We start from the raw sequence: 14,295 nt of genomic DNA, 5'->3' as shown, positions 1-14,295 counted from the left end.
GCGTTGAATAAATCGTTGGGTATTTCTCAACAAAAAATCCGCCCCGAAAGACGGATCCTGAAAAATATTTTTACGCGATTTTCGCAAAAAATGCGTAAAAAACGCGCTAAATCGGTTTCAAACTTAAAGTTCGATACCCGTTTTTTCGTGGAAACGGAACCCGAACGTGAATGTCCGTTCTTCACCGGGCTGGATCACGATCAGGCCACGCTGGTGGTTCAGGGCGTTTGGCTCGCCGGTCATGGGTTCGATGGCAATGCTCATGCGGTCGGGCGGCGTGTAAATCTGGATGGCGTTGTACTGTTCGATGCCGGCCTTTTGCCAAATGTCAAGCGTATAGCGGTCGCTTTCGAGTGAGGCGTGTACATTGTTGATGAAGTCGGAATCGGTCGCCTTCAGCTGCGTCACTTCCTTTTCGAGGCAGAAACAGTCGTTGATGAATTCGTCGCCAATCTTGCGGCCGTCTACAAAGCGCAACTCTTCCTTGAAGTTGCCCGTGGGGAGGTCGGCGCTGTCCAGGAGCGCGAGCGAGCTACGTGGGAGCGTCATCGTCAGGTTGTCGATTTTTTCGCCCAGCATAAAGTAGGGGTGCCAACCTTCGGAATAGGGGAGTTCCGCCTTGCCGATGTTTTGGACCCTAGCCGTAACCGTGACACTTTCGCCCGTAAAGGTGATTTCGTTGATGGCGCGGTAGGGGAAAGGGAATCCCGTAAAGGCGCCGGGCCAGTCGCAGCTGAAAATAGCCGTGCAACTGTCGATGTCGCTTTCAAAGCTTTCGAAAGTCCATTCCTTATCTTGCAGAAAACCGTGCAGGGCATGTGGCGCCCAGCTGACGTTGTTGACCAACTTGTAGGTTTCGCCTTTCCATTTGAACTGGGCGTAAGCTGTGCGTCCGGGGAACGGTGTGAGTCTGCAACCTGCATTGGTGTCGGGCGAAATCTTGCGGAGTGTCGGCTCGTCCCTGTAGCCGTAGAGCAGGTCGAGCATTTTGGAGCTGTGAGAGTTTTCCGGATCTTCGACCGGTACGCGCCAGGCATTGAGCCCGCCGCCGAATCCGCTCAAAATTTCAAATTCGGCTCCGTCGTCGCGTTGCATCACGAAGCAGGGTATGGTGCCCAACGGGCGGTAAATAAGCTTGAATTGACTCATATCAAAATAAATCTACACAAAAAATGGGGCAAACAGCCCCATTGCCATATATAAATAAGTTTTTTTTACGATTTCTTTGTTTGTAAACGAAATTTTGTGCTAAAGGGGGTTCTTGCGGGGCCTGCCGCGGGGGCGCTTGATGGGAGCGCCGTCGGGCATCGTAGTTGCTTCCGGATGCTTGGCCCTGAAAAACGCCTGGATTTTCTTGGCGCGTTCTTCGGCCTTTTGTTTTGCGAGGTCTGCCGCCGAGACGATGACAGCCTTGGGGGCGGGGCCATTCTTGGCGCCGAAAGAGACTTTGAGGACTCTTCCCGAAGCGGGTTTAGGCATTTCTGAAATCATGGAACGGGGTGCGTCGTGTACGCTCTTTTCGTCGGTTTTGAGAAGGGAGTATCCCTTGCTGCTTGGCGAGAAGGCGTCCTCGAGCATTTTTCGCTTTTCGTTCGAAAGTTCGTTGAGGGGCGTAACTGGCGGAAACGGCGTAGACATGTCTTTCGGTATATTGCCCAGGACAGGGCTCTTCCCGAAAATTTCAGCGGCGATTTTTTCGGTCTCGCGCCTGGCTTTTTCTTCTTTCTGGGCGAGTCGTTCCCTCTTGGAAGGACGTGCTGCCCCGTTTTTACGCTTCCCTTCAAATTTTTTTTGGAATTCTTCGGAATTCCGGATAATTTCTTCGTCGGAAAGACCCCGTAATTCGGGGGGAACTTCAATGGTTTTCAGTGCGTCCGTAACCGTGTTTTGATGCATAAAAACTGATTTTTGGCCTTTTTTTAACTTGTCAAGAGTAAAAAATGTCATTTTATTGTAAAAAATGCAGACCAAATTTAAAAAAAATGAAAAAAAATGCTTGTCAAGACCTAGAAAAAAAATTTTTTTTGGACTATTTTTGGCATAACATGCTTCGGTTTACACAAGATATATTACTTGCACTCCGCGCCATCTCCAATGAGGAGGAGGCTCATGAAATGTCTAAGAAGGCTCGTGAACAGTTCGACTTCCTTGGAATTCGTCTTGTTCCCCGCCGCGAGGTGACCTATCCCATTTTCGACAAGTACCCGCCGAAAGACGGTGACGAGTTGGTGGTCAGGGTCGAGGACATGTGGGCACAGCCGTATCGTGAAATTCAGTATGCGGCCTGCGACTACCTGTTCCGTCACAGGGCCCTGCTCGGTGGTCAGCACCTGGCCTTCCTGAAAAAGCTCATCAAGACCCGCGCTTGGCGCGACACGGTCGATACGCTCGCTGCATGCGTTCTGGGTGACCTGGCTCTCCGCCTCCCCGCGCTCCGCAGTAAAATCGCATCCTGGATCCGCGATCCGAATGTGTGGGTTCGCCGTAGCGCAATCATCTTCCAGATCCAGTACAAGGACCGCACCGACTGGCCGCTGCTCCGTGAGTTCTGCCTGACCTGCGCCAAGGACGACGATTACTACATTAGGAACGGTATCGGTCGTGCCCTTTCGGAATACGCCCGAATCAACCCGACCGAGGTGCGTCGTTTTGTCCAGGACAATACCTTCGCAGAACAGACCGCCCAGGAAATCCTCCGTCTGATTTAGCTAGAACAAATTAAAAAATAAATTTCAACGAGCCATTCTGCTACCCCGCAGGAGGGCTTTTTTGTGGCGATCGTTACGATAGGTTGTCAGAAAAAATGGCTTTTTTTACCCTCGGTTGTCTTTTCCGGGGGGAGCCTTTACGAAATAGATGACGCACGGGACGATGATGCATGCCGCATAGCAAAGGCTGATGACCGCATCGAAACTCTCGCTTTCGGTAATTGCCGTGGGCAGGAGCAGGGGGCTGATCAGTTTCAGGGCGAGTGCGGCGAGAATCCCAACAAGAAGTCGTGCGATAATTTTGCTCATACCCTGAATGTAGTATTTCTTTGGCGTAAGGAAAATGTTTTTGCTGTAAATTTTGCTAAATTGAAGACATGAATATCCGTATTTCTGCGATTGCATTGGCTTGTTTGGTGGGACTGTCGTTCAGTGCCGACCCGCGAATGGAACAGGGCGCCCGTTTTGAGGCGAAGGGTGATTTCGAAATGGCTCTCGGCGAATACCGAGCCGTCTTGGCCGAAAATCCGAAGAGTGCCGAAGCATACTTTGCCGCCGCGCAAGTTCGCATGAAAATGAAGGATTACAGCGGGGCGCTTGCCAACTACCGCCTTGCTTACAAGTTTGAACCGGCCATGAGCGCCGCCTACGAAGGTGCCGCCAAGGTTTATGAGGTCCTCGGTCAGAAGGCAAAAGCGGATGCCGAACGCGCGAAGGATCCGAAGAACAATCCTGTTGCCGCAGAACCGGTCCAGGAAGCCGCCGCTCCTGCGGAAACTCCTGCTGCTACCGAAGCTCCGAAGGCAGATGCTCCGAAGGCGGAGACCGCTCCTGCCGCGCCTGTAGCTGAGGCGCCGAAAACGGTGAGCGCTCCGGAACCGAAGCCCGTCGAAAAAACTGCGGAGGTGGCGAAACCGGAACCAGCAAAGGTTGCCGAGACCAAGGCGGCCGAACCTGTGAAAGAAGAATCTGCCGCGCTTCCGGCTGACCCGTTCGAAAAGGGAAAGGCTCTCTTCGCCGAAGGCAAGTACAAGGAAGCGGCACCCCTGTGGCGCGAAGTGCTTCGCAAGCAGCCGGGACACGCCGGTGCGTATTTCTATGCGGGCCTTACCCGTTATGAACTCGGCGAAATGGACAAGGCTGAATTCAACTTGAAGAAGGGCCTTGAATACAAGGAAGAAGGCAACGACGCCAATTTCTTCTTGGCAAAGATTGCGCAAAAGTCCAATAAACCCGATCAGGAACTGAAGTTCCTTGCCGCGTATATGAAGAAGGCGGCGCCGAACGCCAAGTACCGCGCTGCCGCTGAAGCCCGTATTGCAGAAATCAAGGCTGAAAAAGAAAGCAAGAATCAATCTGCTGCCGCCGCTTCAAAGGTCGCTGAGCCTGCCGAAGCGCCGAAAACGGTTGTGCCTGCTCCGACGCAAGTTGCCGAAGCTCCGGTTGCAGAACCGAAGGTGGCTGACATTGCCGATGCCCCGTCTAGTACGCCGACTCTCGCCAATGCAAACCTGCTTTACAGCGCAGGAAGCATCGAGTCCGCCCTCAAGATGTACAAGGCTCTACTTGAGACCGATCAGCAGCCCGAAGACCGCTACTTTACCATGTTGCAGCTGGGCAACGCCTACCGCGAACTCCGCGACTTCCACAGCGCCGTGGTGCGTTACCGCGAAGTGGTGCAGCAGTTCCCGGATTCCGACTGGGCGGCCGAAGCCGAACGTGCGCTCGAAGATGCCGTGTGGCTCGAAAAGCACGCTTCTGAGCTGCCTCGCAGAACTAGATAGGGTCTTTTGACAGTTTGTTAATAACTGTTGACTTTGAAAAAAGCGAAGCCGTAGGTATATTTATAATGCCTACGGCTTTTGGGTGTTGTGGGTGAGGATTGGAGTTGGATATGAAAAAAAGTTTTATAATTTCGAGTATAGTGGCTTTATCGGCCTCTCTGGTTTTTGCCGACCCACCGGCGAATTTCAGCGGCTGGGAAAAGGTGTTCGAAGACAACTTCGACGGCACCAGCCTTGACAAGAAAAAGTGGAACCCTACGTATAACTGGGGCCCTACGCACAACCACCGAGCTTACTGCGCCGAAGAAAACGTGATTGTCTCTGACGGCACACTCAAGCTTAAAGGCGAAAAGAAAGTCCATCCGAATGCCAACGGGAAAAAGGCGAAGTTCAACAACAAGGAAATCCCCGTCGACTACACTTCGGGCGCCATCGATACCAAGGGACACTTCGAAGTCAAGTACGGTTACATTGAAGGCCGCTTCAAGGCTCCGTCGCAGAAGGGAACCTGGCCTGCCTTCTGGACTCTGCAAGACGGTTGGCCTCCCGAAATCGATATCTTGGAAATTCCCGCTTCGCGCAAGCAGCACCATTATTATTTGCATTACACGGACCCGAACTGGTATAACAGCCATGGTTCGGCATGGGACCACGAGGCGTCTTTCGGTGGCCACAAGGATGACGACGTGGATCGTTCCGCAGGCTTCCACAACTACGCCGTGGAATGGGATGAATCAACCCTCAGCTTCTACTTTGACGACAAGAAGTTTGCAAGTTACAACCGCCCGACTGAAATCAAGCAGCTCTCGGCGCAGTACATTATCGTGAACCTGGCGATTGGAGGCTGGGCCGGCGACGATATCGCCATCACGGCGGACAAGCCCGCATATTTTGAAGCGGACTGGGTGCGCGTGTGGCAGGCGAAACCTGCGAAGCCCGATACGGTTCGCATTTTCTCGATGAACTTTGGCTCTTGCATGGTTAGAACTGCAGAAGACAAGCTTGCTCTCGGCGACTGCAATTCCGATGCTGCCGTAGTTACGATTACTCCGCTTTCTTCGACAACTTACCGGTTCGGCTTCGGTGACTTGTCCATTGATACTCCGAATGAATCTACCGAAGCGGGTATTACCATGGGCTTGTACAAGTGGAATGGTGGCGGACATCAGAAGGTTGTCATGGAGAAGCAGTCCGGCTACGAAGGCTCCGTGGTGCGTATGAAGATGCTGCACAGCGGCTTGTACTTGCGTGCAACGACCGATGGCGAACGCGTGGTGCAGAGCAGGGCCGACGACTGGGAATGGAACCAGATGTGGCGTTTGCTTGGCAAGGACGATGTGGTTCCTTCGAAGGATACGACGAAGAAAGATTCATCTGTTACCGATTCCGGTAGGACTGCGATTCCGTACTTGGGCAACTATGCAAGTGTGTACGGAACTTCAGTCCATTATGCAAACGACATGTTGTTTGTAGAACTGGCGAGTGACCTTAAGAATGGCGCGACTGTTCGCATTCTGGATTTGCAGGGCCGAGAGGTGATGCGTTACAAAGCCTTCCGTACGGCGGCTATGAATGTGCGAAATCTGCCCGCAGGTGTTTACCATGTTGCCGTTACTGACGAAAAACACTCCGAATTAAAACGATTCACGAAATAAACAAACTCCTGCAAGTATGTCATCCTGGAGCGAACGTAATTAAAACGCATCACGAAATAAACAAACTCCTGCAAGTATGTCATCCTGGAGCGAACGTAATTAAAACGCATCACGAAATAAACAAACTCTCGCTAGCATGTCATCCTGGAGCGAACGTAATTAAAACGCTTCACGAAATAAACAAACTCCCGCTAGCAAGTCATCCTGGAGCGAACGTAGTGAGCGACGGGATCTACAAAAAAACGAGAACTTTAAGCTCTCGTTTTTTTGATTTCGGTTGAGCAGCAAATTTACTGTCTACCGTCTACTGTGCACAAAGCGCACTACATCTGGCGAATCGGGAAGAGTCCGAGCAAATCGAGCACGTTTTCCAGCACAATCTGCGTGGCCTGAACCAGGAACAGACGGGACTTCTCTTCGGCGGATCCGAGCACGCGGTCTTCGTGAATGAACTTGTGCGCAGCTTCTGCGATTTCCAGGGCGTACTGGGCGAGCACGCTGGGTTCGTCTCCGGCGACAGCGTCCAGAATCTTCTTGCCCTTCTTCGACAAGATGTTGATGAGGCTGTAAGCGGCATCGTCGCCAAGTTCAGCGAAGTTCACGTCCTTGATTGCGACGGCGAGGTCGGCACGTTCAATGCCGGCCTTGCGCATAATGCTGCAGAGGCGCACGTGGGCATTCTGCACATACGGACCGGTATCGCCTTCGAAACTCATCACGGCGTCCCAATCGAAACGCACGTCCTTCAGGCGGCTGTTCTTGAGGTCGTTGAAGGTGAGTGCCGAAATGCCGATCTGGCGGGCGATGAGTTCCTTGTTCTCGAGGCCCGGATTCTTCTCGTCAATGAATTCGAGAATCTTCTTTTGGGCGGCTTCAATCACGTCGCGAAGCAGACTTGCAGTACCCGTGCGGGTCTTGCCTTTTTCCCACTTGCCGTCCACCAGCTGCAGAATCACGCCGAACGGAATGTGGTACATGTCCTTGTACCATTCACGGCCCATCTTCTTCAAGACGTGGAACACCTGCTTGAAGTGGAGCGCCTGGCCCAGGTCCACCACATAGAGGCACTTGTCGAAGTTGTATTCCTTCTTGCGGTAGCAAGCGGCGGCCAAGTCGCGGGTGGCGTACAAGGTAGAACCGTCGCTCTTGCGGATCAGGCAAGGGTTCAGGTCGAATTCGTCGAGCATCACCACGTCAAGATCCTGGCTCTTCACCATCAGGTTCTTTTCGCGGAGTTCGTCGAGAATGGCCGGAATCTTGTCTTCGAAGAAGGATTCGCCGGTGTAGTGGTCGAATCCCACGCCCATCATATCGTAGATGCGCATGAGTTCCTTGAGCGTTGCGGCGCGGAAGGCGGTCCAGAGCTTGCGGTAGAATTCGTCACCCTGTTCGAGCTTGGTGAATGCGGCGCGCGCTTCGTCTTCGAGACCTGGCTCTTCCTTGCTGGCCTTGGAGAAGGCGGCGTAAAGAATGTTGAGTTCCTTCACGGTGAGGCTATCCAGCGTGGCGTCGTCGGTCGGTCGCTTTTCGCGCAGGTACATCACGATGAGCTTGCCGAAAGCGGTACCCCAGTCGCCCAGGTGGTTGATGCGTTCCACCTTGTAGCCTGCGGCCTTGTAGATGCGGGAAAGGGAGTTTCCGATCATCGTCGAACGCAGGTGGTGGAAGGCCAGTTCCTTACCGATGTTCGGGGAACTGAAGTCAATGCACACGACCTTCCCGTTCGATGCGGCGTGGCCATATTCCAGGCCCTTTGCGGCGATTTCTTCGAGAGTGGATTTCGCGAGGAATCCGCGGTCGATGAAGAAGTTCAGGTAACCGTTCACGGCTTCGACCTTCGAGAGGCCTGCGGGGAGTTTCACTTGGGCGGCGAGATCTTCGGCAATCATCTTCGGGGCCTTGCGCATCACCTTGGCCAAGGAGAAACAAGGAATGGTGAAGTTGCCGTGGGTGGTGTCAGGCGGCACGGAGATAAGCTTGAGTGCGGCTTCCTTCTCGAAGGAACCTGTAGCGGCGAGCGCTTCTGCGATTTCTTGCTCAAACGAGTTCATTGTCGTCGGCCTTCTTGTCGGTGGTCTTTACAAAGTCATTTTCGTCGAGTTCCACAATCTTGCCGTCAGCATAGAGACGGTCAAGCGAAATCTCGTTACGCTTTTCTTCTTCGAACAGGTGGACCATTAGGTCGAGGCCGGCATCGAACACTGCCCAGCGCACTCCTTCCTTGTATTCCACGCCCACGGAGGGGAGCTTGTTCGCCTTGAATTCCTTGCGGAGTTCGTTCAAAATTGCCTGCATCTGGGCTTCGCTCTCGCAGGTTGCCACGAGGAAATAATCCGTGACATCCTTGATGCCGCGCAGGTCAATCAGCTGCACGTTCTGGGCGCGCAGCTCAAACAAAATGCTTGCGCCCATTTGGACGGACTGGGGAAGTTCTTGCTTATTCGTTGTCATCTGTTTCTCCCTGTTCGGGTTCTACTATTTGTTCAAAGTCTTTGCCGATGTACACGGCGGCATCTACGACGGCGCGGCTGCTGTGGACCACGAGTACGTTCTTCGTCTTGAGTGCGCGGGCGAGCGCCTTGGCGCCTTCCCACTCGGGGTTCCTGAGCACCAGCACGGTTTCATCGTAGTTCTGTAATCTATCGTTTCTAGAACTGACGACGTCAAATCCGTTTGCGCGCAGGTAAGAGCGCATCTTGGCTGCCGCCCCCTGCATTCCGCAGCTGTTCAGCACCTCAACATCGCCCTTGTAGGTGCGCACCACCTTTTCTACCGGCGCCTTCTTCTGCTCCTCTTCGCAACCTAAAAACGCCGTTGCCACAAACAACAGCGAAGCCACCGTTGCGGCGGCCGATGCAAACGAGCGTGCTTTCGAAAAATGAAGGTACATTCTTTGATAGAAATGTAGAAAATTTCAACTTACTTTTAGTAAGTTACCTTTGGTAACATCATTATTTCGTAGAGACTTCCGATAGGTACTTTTGGGGCCAAAAGACTGTTTTGAAAATTTTACGCGTAAGGAGAGGCTTTTTTACCTCGAAAAAAACGTGTATAGTATAGACAGAAACGTTTTCGATGTCTCTTTGTAGAATGTTCTACGAAGAATCCTTGAAAGGGATCGAATGACTACAGAAAAATGGTGGCTGCACCAGAAAGGAGTTGCTTCTTTTTATTTTTATAATTATATTATAATTATCCGGAGGTTTTCTATATGCAAGTAGAATTCGTCTGGGATGACAAGAAAAATGCAACAAATCAAAAGAAACACGGTGTTTCGTTTGAGGAGGCCAAGACCTGCTTCGAAGATGATTATGCTAGAGTATTCTTTGATGCGGAACATTCGGTTCAGGAGGATCGGTCAATTCTTATCGGTTTGTCTAATCAGTTGAGGACTTTGGTTGTCGTATTTACAGAGCGTAGCGGAATTATTCCCGAACAATTAATAAACCGCATTATTAGCGCTCGAAAAGTGACAAAAAAGGAATTTCAGTATTATTGGAATGCTAGAAAAGGAGATTGCTTATGAAAAAGGAATATGATTTTACAAAGATGAAGGCTAAGAAGAATCCTTATGCGAAGCTTCTCAAGAAGCAAATATCCATAAGATTGAATTCCGATACAATTGACTATTTCAAGAATATGGCTGCGGAACTTGGTATTCCGTATCAGGTGCTGATTGACTCGTACTTGACGGATTGCGCAAATACAAAACGCAAACTGACTATGTCGTGGCAGTGATCTTTCTGGTCAAATTTCATGAAATTGATTCAATTTCGGCGTTTTCATCATTTTTGGGGGGATTATATCGTTTTTTTTTATAAAAATCGACCGCTTGTAAAAAATAATGTATATTAGCTGTATGGAATTATTGGGTGATACTTTGCTGATACGCCACGAATCTATGACCATGGGCATTTCCACTTGTGCCCGTGTGGCCATGCTCGGTCTTGCAAAAACCGTTACCCCCCCCCCTCTTGTAAAGTTTACTTTACTAAGTGACTCCGTTTGGAGGTTTGCTTTAATCCGTGGCTTTGTGCCTCGGATGTGTTCTTGTTTTGCCGACAATCGTTTTGGTCCAGGCGGTTTTTGAGTGTTTTTTAAAGAGAGGTGCTATTATGAGCTATGATGCTTCAAATGAAATTAGAGAAATGTCTGTTGAAGACAAGGTAAAGCTGATTGATGTAATCTATTCAGCAAGGCCGGGCAATCTTTTTTCGGAACGGACGAAGCAATTTATTTTGGGTGGTTGTGCTTTGCCGAGTTCGAAAATGGAATTGGCTGTTTCTGAAAAAGCTTTCCAGAAGTTGAATAAATTAAAAAGCCGTTGGGTGGTTAATGGAAAAGTTTTCCTATTTAGTTCAGACAGACCAAAGGGGTTTGTTATTGAACACATGATACCGGTCAAAGTCCTACATAATCACTTGAAAAAGTATTATCTGGCGCGGGGAGGATTGTCCCGAGAGGATCTTAAAAATTTTGTCAAGAAGTATTGCAAAGTGGTGTTTATTACTGAAGAAGAGGACGCATCTCTTCGAGAGGCAAAACTGACTAGCAAAATGCCCAAAGACTGTGATTTTACCAAGGATCCGACTGCAAGGTATAAAGAATGTGGCATTACGCTGCATAAGTGAGCCGAAGTTTTGAAATAACTTGTTCGAGAAAAAACTATGCAACCGAAAAACAAAGAAGAACTAAAGAAAATAATCTCCGAAGCCATCGCTAAATGCGGTCGTTTTGTTGACTTGAACTTTATCGATGTGTCGCAGATTACCGATATGAGTCATTTGTTCGAGGAATCGAATTTCAATGGCGATATCAGTAGATGGGATGTGTCGAATGTCACTAATATGGAACGGATGTTCCGCAAGTCAAAGTTCAACGGGAACATTTCTAACTGGGATGTTTCGAATGTTACGAATATGGAAGGCTTGTTTGCTTCATCCGCTTTTGCGGGTGATGTCTCGAACTGGAATGTGTCTAATGTAACGAACATGAGAAGCGTGTTCTTTATGACCCCCTTCAAGGGCGATATCAGCCGATGGGACGTTTCTAATGTTACCAATATGCGCACGATGTTCTATCAAGCTGAATTTAATGGAGATATCAGTGCGTGGAACGTGTCAAACGTTGAAAATATGGAGATGATTTTTGAAGGGTCTCTGTTCAAAGGAAACATCTTTAACTGGGACTTGAAAAACATTGAAGATTTGGCTGGCGTCTGTAAAGGAGCGTGGTCCAAGTCCGATGCTCAGCTGCTACTGAATTTATTCTTGACAAAGTATGGCAAGATTGATCCGAATCAAACACAACAAGGAGAAAATAAAATGAAAACAATTAAGCTTGATGAATCTTGCCTTGAAGGCAAATACAAGATTCTTTCTGCGAAGGCAATTGAACAAATCAAGGATATTCTTCAAAATGCCCAAAATACCGAGGATGATGAAAACATTGTTGTGGAACTTCCTCAAGGATTGCTTTGCCTTAATTTGAAGTACGATGATTTTGAAGATATCGATGTTCCCTTTGGCAGTGTTGTTTTTAAGATTCCGCCGACAATTGTTGGCTTTGCAGAAGACTTTATTGATCTTGGATACCAAATCATGTTGCCTTCGTTCTTGCAAGGAACAAACATTGACGAGAATGCCGAATATTACGAATGTGACATACCCAAGCGTTCGTTTGGCTTTAGTGGTTTTGCACACTTTGGTCACGAGGTCTTGATTAAAACTGTTGAAGACGAAAATGAAGCTTCTGAAATCTATGAAAATAGAGAAGACGATTACCGCTCTATTGATTGCGATACTAGTTTTTATTTTATCGCTGTTTCGGACGAAGCTGATTCTAGATGTGCATGGACTTTGAAACTTGAAGATCTTGAGTTAGACCTATACACGGGTGATTTCGAAACTGGAGTATTCTTCGATGGTGATGAATCTAATAAGATGAAACTCATTATGCAAAACTCCGAAATCAGCCTTGAAAATTTCCTCGAAGATTCACAAGCTGTTGTTCAGATTAAAAAATTAGGACATGCGACTCGTGAAGCTATGGATAATGAATTTGCAGGTCTTCGATTGCCGGATCCTTTTGCAAGCGACATAGAAAAGGATTTCTGGGATGTTTGGAAAGATGGCTTTAAGAATGTCGCGGAAGAGGCTATTGCGGCCGGCTATTATGTTCCGACTCTGCTTTGTCGTATTGGAGAATGGGAAATCGGGAGTGATATGGGGGCCTCTTGGGGCCTGACATATTATGGTCGTAATGTTGAATGGAATAATGGCGGCGATGAGCAGGGGTCCAGCTACTATTACTATGATGGTAGCGAATACCAAGAATTGCCTTTAGATGATCCTTTCGCCTAATAAGATTCGGCTTTCCTAAATGAAAAAAGTCCTACTCAACAGAGTAGGACTTTTTTATCTACAATAATAAGGCGTTCTCCAGGGGCATCCGCCGTAGAAGTGGCGGTAGGGGCCGTACGCCTTGAAGGCATCGTTCTCGTTCACGAACATAAGCCTGAAACTCATGTTTTCGTTAGGCTTATATTCGAGCGCAATGTCGGGGAGGATGACGTCCACGTTGCCCTGTCGCACGTCCTCGCGGGCAATCGGCGTGCCGAAGCGAAAGTTCGAGTAAAGCGGCATCCAGAGACCTACATTTGCGTACAAGTGAAGTTCCGGCGAAAATTCATAGGCCAGGTGGGCGAGGTAGCTTTGCTGGGCGAAAGTCCCAAAGGTTCCTCCCATGAAACTCACCGAGTAGGTGTATGCGACTTTGAGCGCGGGGTCGAATGTTTCGTGCCGCACCAAGCGCTCGGGGTCAAAATGCTCGCGGTTCCAGGGAATGCCGTCGTCGGGAATCACATAGACTGTGTCAACAATCGTGTCTTTCGGGGCCGCATTCACCGTTGCGGGCGCCGTCGCCACAAATTTTGTAGCTGTGGTTGCAATAGCGGAATCAACCTTCGCAGGGGTTTCCGCGAAGGCTACCGTTGCTAAAGACATCATCAAAAACGGCTTTAACCGCATGCCTAGAATATAGCAATTATGGGGAATCGAATTACACGATTTCGTTTTTCGCGTTCACGTGGACCACGGTGGGTTTCCACGACTTGGCTTCTTCCTCGCTCATGGTCGCATAGGCCACGATAATCACGAGGTCGCCCGGCTGAACTAAGCGGGCCGCAGCGCCGTTCAGGCAGATGACGCCAGAATCGGCAGGGCCTTCAATCACATAGGTGTCCAGGCGGGAACCGTTGTTCACGTCAAGTACGCCGACTTTTTCGAAGGGGAGGATGTTTGCTGCATCCATCAAATCGCGGGCAATAGTAATCGAACCCTCATAGTTGAGGTTTGCGTCGGTTACAGTTGCGCGATGAATTTTGCTTTTGAGTAATTCCAGCTGCATGATGCGCTTAGAATTTTACGTTGAAGAATCCTGCAACACCATTTTCAGGAGTGGGGAGGATTCCGTAGCTGAAACGGTTTGCGTCCGGGTTGCTGTCCCACTGGGTGCTGAAGAATGCGTCTGCGAAAGACCAGATGTGGGCAGCGGCAACAAAAATCAGGCCGTACCACCAAGCCGTGTTTCCGTCAGTGGCAAGGTAGACCGTTGTTCCGACGCTTCCCACCCAAAGGGCGTCCATCCAGATGGCCTTCATGGATTCATCCTTGTGCCACTGGTAAAGCGAGGGAATCAACAGGGAAAGGTAAGCGTAGCTCTGATCGCCGGCATTGTTACGATAAGAACGGTCAATATCGGCATCTTCAAGTCCGCCGGAACGCTGGCTAATCCATTCTTCTTCGGAAACACCAAGCTTTTCCCAGGGCTTTTGGAGATATTCGGACGGGCGGATTCCCATTTCGACAAGGTTCGTGAGTTTGTCCCTAGACACGCCTTCTTCCTTGGCCTGCTGGAATTCCCACTGGGTAAGTCCCATTTCTTCGTAGTTGAAACCCTGCCATTCGTCTCCGGAAGCTTTTGCTTCTCCAACGTTTTCGTCGTCGTTTGCAAATGCGTCATCGGATGCTTCGGAAGATGCTCCGTAAGAGTATGAATCTTCGGAAGATTCGTCATCGAACTGGGCGAACGCAATAGAGCCGCACAGCAACACTGTTGAGAGAATCTTGCACCAATTCGCCATCAATT

General features: G+C 49.7%; 16 protein-coding genes. 7 read left to right on the top strand and 9 right to left on the bottom strand.

What is annotated here, in order from left to right:
* Nucleotides 1-123: 123 nt before the first annotated feature.
* Both Q0P86_RS08410 and Q0P86_RS08405 read right to left on the bottom strand, forming a co-directional pair.
* Entirely contained in the window at nt 124-1,149 is a 1,026-nt protein-coding gene (locus tag Q0P86_RS08410) for an aldose 1-epimerase (protein ID WP_290993976.1), read from the bottom strand.
* A 99-nt stretch (nt 1,150-1,248) separates the two neighbouring features.
* The gene (locus Q0P86_RS08405) at nt 1,249-1,896 is read right to left on the bottom strand and encodes a hypothetical protein (RefSeq protein WP_294111698.1); all 648 of its coding nucleotides are present in this window, start codon (nt 1,894-1,896) and stop codon (nt 1,249-1,251) included.
* A 149-nt stretch (nt 1,897-2,045) separates the two neighbouring features.
* Here Q0P86_RS08405 and Q0P86_RS08400 point away from each other — a divergent pair, with 149 nt between their 5' ends.
* The gene (locus Q0P86_RS08400; RefSeq protein ID WP_290993982.1) at nt 2,046-2,708 is read left to right on the top strand and encodes a DNA alkylation repair protein; all 663 of its coding nucleotides are present in this window, start codon (nt 2,046-2,048) and stop codon (nt 2,706-2,708) included.
* Between the two features lie 105 nt (nt 2,709-2,813).
* Here Q0P86_RS08400 and Q0P86_RS08395 read toward each other — a convergent pair whose 3' ends face one another.
* A complete protein-coding gene (locus Q0P86_RS08395; protein ID WP_295038784.1) occupies nt 2,814-3,017 on the bottom strand; it encodes a hypothetical protein in 204 nt (67 codons plus the stop codon).
* A 68-nt stretch (nt 3,018-3,085) separates the two neighbouring features.
* On the opposite strand from Q0P86_RS08395, the gene Q0P86_RS08390 reads away from it, so the two are divergent.
* Nucleotides 3,086-4,492, top strand: coding sequence for a tetratricopeptide repeat protein (locus Q0P86_RS08390; protein WP_295038782.1), 1,407 nt, complete (start codon nt 3,086-3,088; stop codon nt 4,490-4,492).
* Between the two features lie 110 nt (nt 4,493-4,602).
* Complete coding sequence (locus tag Q0P86_RS08385; RefSeq protein ID WP_295038780.1) at nt 4,603-6,147, top strand: family 16 glycosylhydrolase; 1,545 nt, start codon at nt 4,603-4,605, stop codon at nt 6,145-6,147.
* A gap of 323 nt (nt 6,148-6,470) precedes the next feature.
* Here Q0P86_RS08385 and argS read toward each other — a convergent pair whose 3' ends face one another.
* The 3 genes from argS to Q0P86_RS08370 are packed head-to-tail and all read right to left on the bottom strand — an operon-like array spanning nt 6,471 to nt 9,037.
* A complete protein-coding gene (gene argS / locus Q0P86_RS08380; protein ID WP_295038778.1) occupies nt 6,471-8,198 on the bottom strand; it encodes an arginine--tRNA ligase in 1,728 nt (575 codons plus the stop codon).
* Nucleotides 8,185-8,598 carry a ribosome silencing factor gene (gene rsfS / locus Q0P86_RS08375; protein ID WP_173352226.1) on the bottom strand — a complete coding sequence of 138 codons (414 nt, stop codon included), beginning with the start codon at nt 8,596-8,598 and terminating at the stop codon, nt 8,185-8,187. The genes argS and rsfS overlap by 14 nt, the downstream gene beginning before the upstream one ends.
* A complete protein-coding gene (locus Q0P86_RS08370; RefSeq protein WP_294984734.1) occupies nt 8,585-9,037 on the bottom strand; it encodes a LytR C-terminal domain-containing protein in 453 nt (150 codons plus the stop codon). Before Q0P86_RS08370 ends, rsfS begins: the two co-directional genes overlap by 14 nt.
* 321 nt (nt 9,038-9,358) lie before the next feature.
* Here Q0P86_RS08370 and Q0P86_RS08365 point away from each other — a divergent pair, with 321 nt between their 5' ends.
* The 4 genes from Q0P86_RS08365 (at nt 9,359) to Q0P86_RS08350 (ending at nt 12,509) form a co-directional block, all read left to right on the top strand.
* Entirely contained in the window at nt 9,359-9,673 is a 315-nt protein-coding gene (locus tag Q0P86_RS08365; RefSeq protein ID WP_294984736.1) for a BrnT family toxin, read from the top strand.
* Complete coding sequence (locus tag Q0P86_RS08360) at nt 9,670-9,885, top strand: CopG family antitoxin (protein ID WP_294984738.1); 216 nt, start codon at nt 9,670-9,672, stop codon at nt 9,883-9,885. The genes Q0P86_RS08365 and Q0P86_RS08360 overlap by 4 nt, the downstream gene beginning before the upstream one ends.
* Before the next feature lie 377 nt (nt 9,886-10,262).
* Nucleotides 10,263-10,778 carry a hypothetical protein gene (locus Q0P86_RS08355; RefSeq protein WP_294984740.1) on the top strand — a complete coding sequence of 172 codons (516 nt, stop codon included), beginning with the start codon at nt 10,263-10,265 and terminating at the stop codon, nt 10,776-10,778.
* A gap of 36 nt (nt 10,779-10,814) precedes the next feature.
* On the top strand, nt 10,815-12,509 hold the full coding sequence (locus Q0P86_RS08350) for a BspA family leucine-rich repeat surface protein (protein ID WP_295038774.1): 1,695 nt from the start codon (nt 10,815-10,817) through the stop codon (nt 12,507-12,509).
* Nucleotides 12,510-12,563: 54 nt separating this feature from the next.
* On the opposite strand, the gene Q0P86_RS08345 is transcribed toward Q0P86_RS08350, so the two are convergent.
* The 3 genes from Q0P86_RS08345 to Q0P86_RS08335 are packed head-to-tail and all read right to left on the bottom strand — an operon-like array spanning nt 12,564 to nt 14,290.
* Nucleotides 12,564-13,175 carry a hypothetical protein gene (locus Q0P86_RS08345; protein WP_295038772.1) on the bottom strand — a complete coding sequence of 204 codons (612 nt, stop codon included), beginning with the start codon at nt 13,173-13,175 and terminating at the stop codon, nt 12,564-12,566.
* Between the two features lie 31 nt (nt 13,176-13,206).
* Nucleotides 13,207-13,554, bottom strand: a complete 348-nt coding sequence (gene panD / locus Q0P86_RS08340; protein WP_290993998.1) for an aspartate 1-decarboxylase — start codon at nt 13,552-13,554, stop codon at nt 13,207-13,209.
* A 7-nt stretch (nt 13,555-13,561) separates the two neighbouring features.
* Nucleotides 13,562-14,290 carry a hypothetical protein gene (locus Q0P86_RS08335; RefSeq protein ID WP_072978115.1) on the bottom strand — a complete coding sequence of 243 codons (729 nt, stop codon included), beginning with the start codon at nt 14,288-14,290 and terminating at the stop codon, nt 13,562-13,564.
* Nucleotides 14,291-14,295: the final 5 nt, after the last annotated feature.

Origin of the sequence: uncultured Fibrobacter sp., from assembly GCF_946062555.1 — a bacterium.
Classification (GTDB): domain Bacteria; phylum Fibrobacterota; class Fibrobacteria; order Fibrobacterales; family Fibrobacteraceae; genus Fibrobacter.
This window is presented reverse-complemented; position numbering and strand designations above follow the sequence as displayed.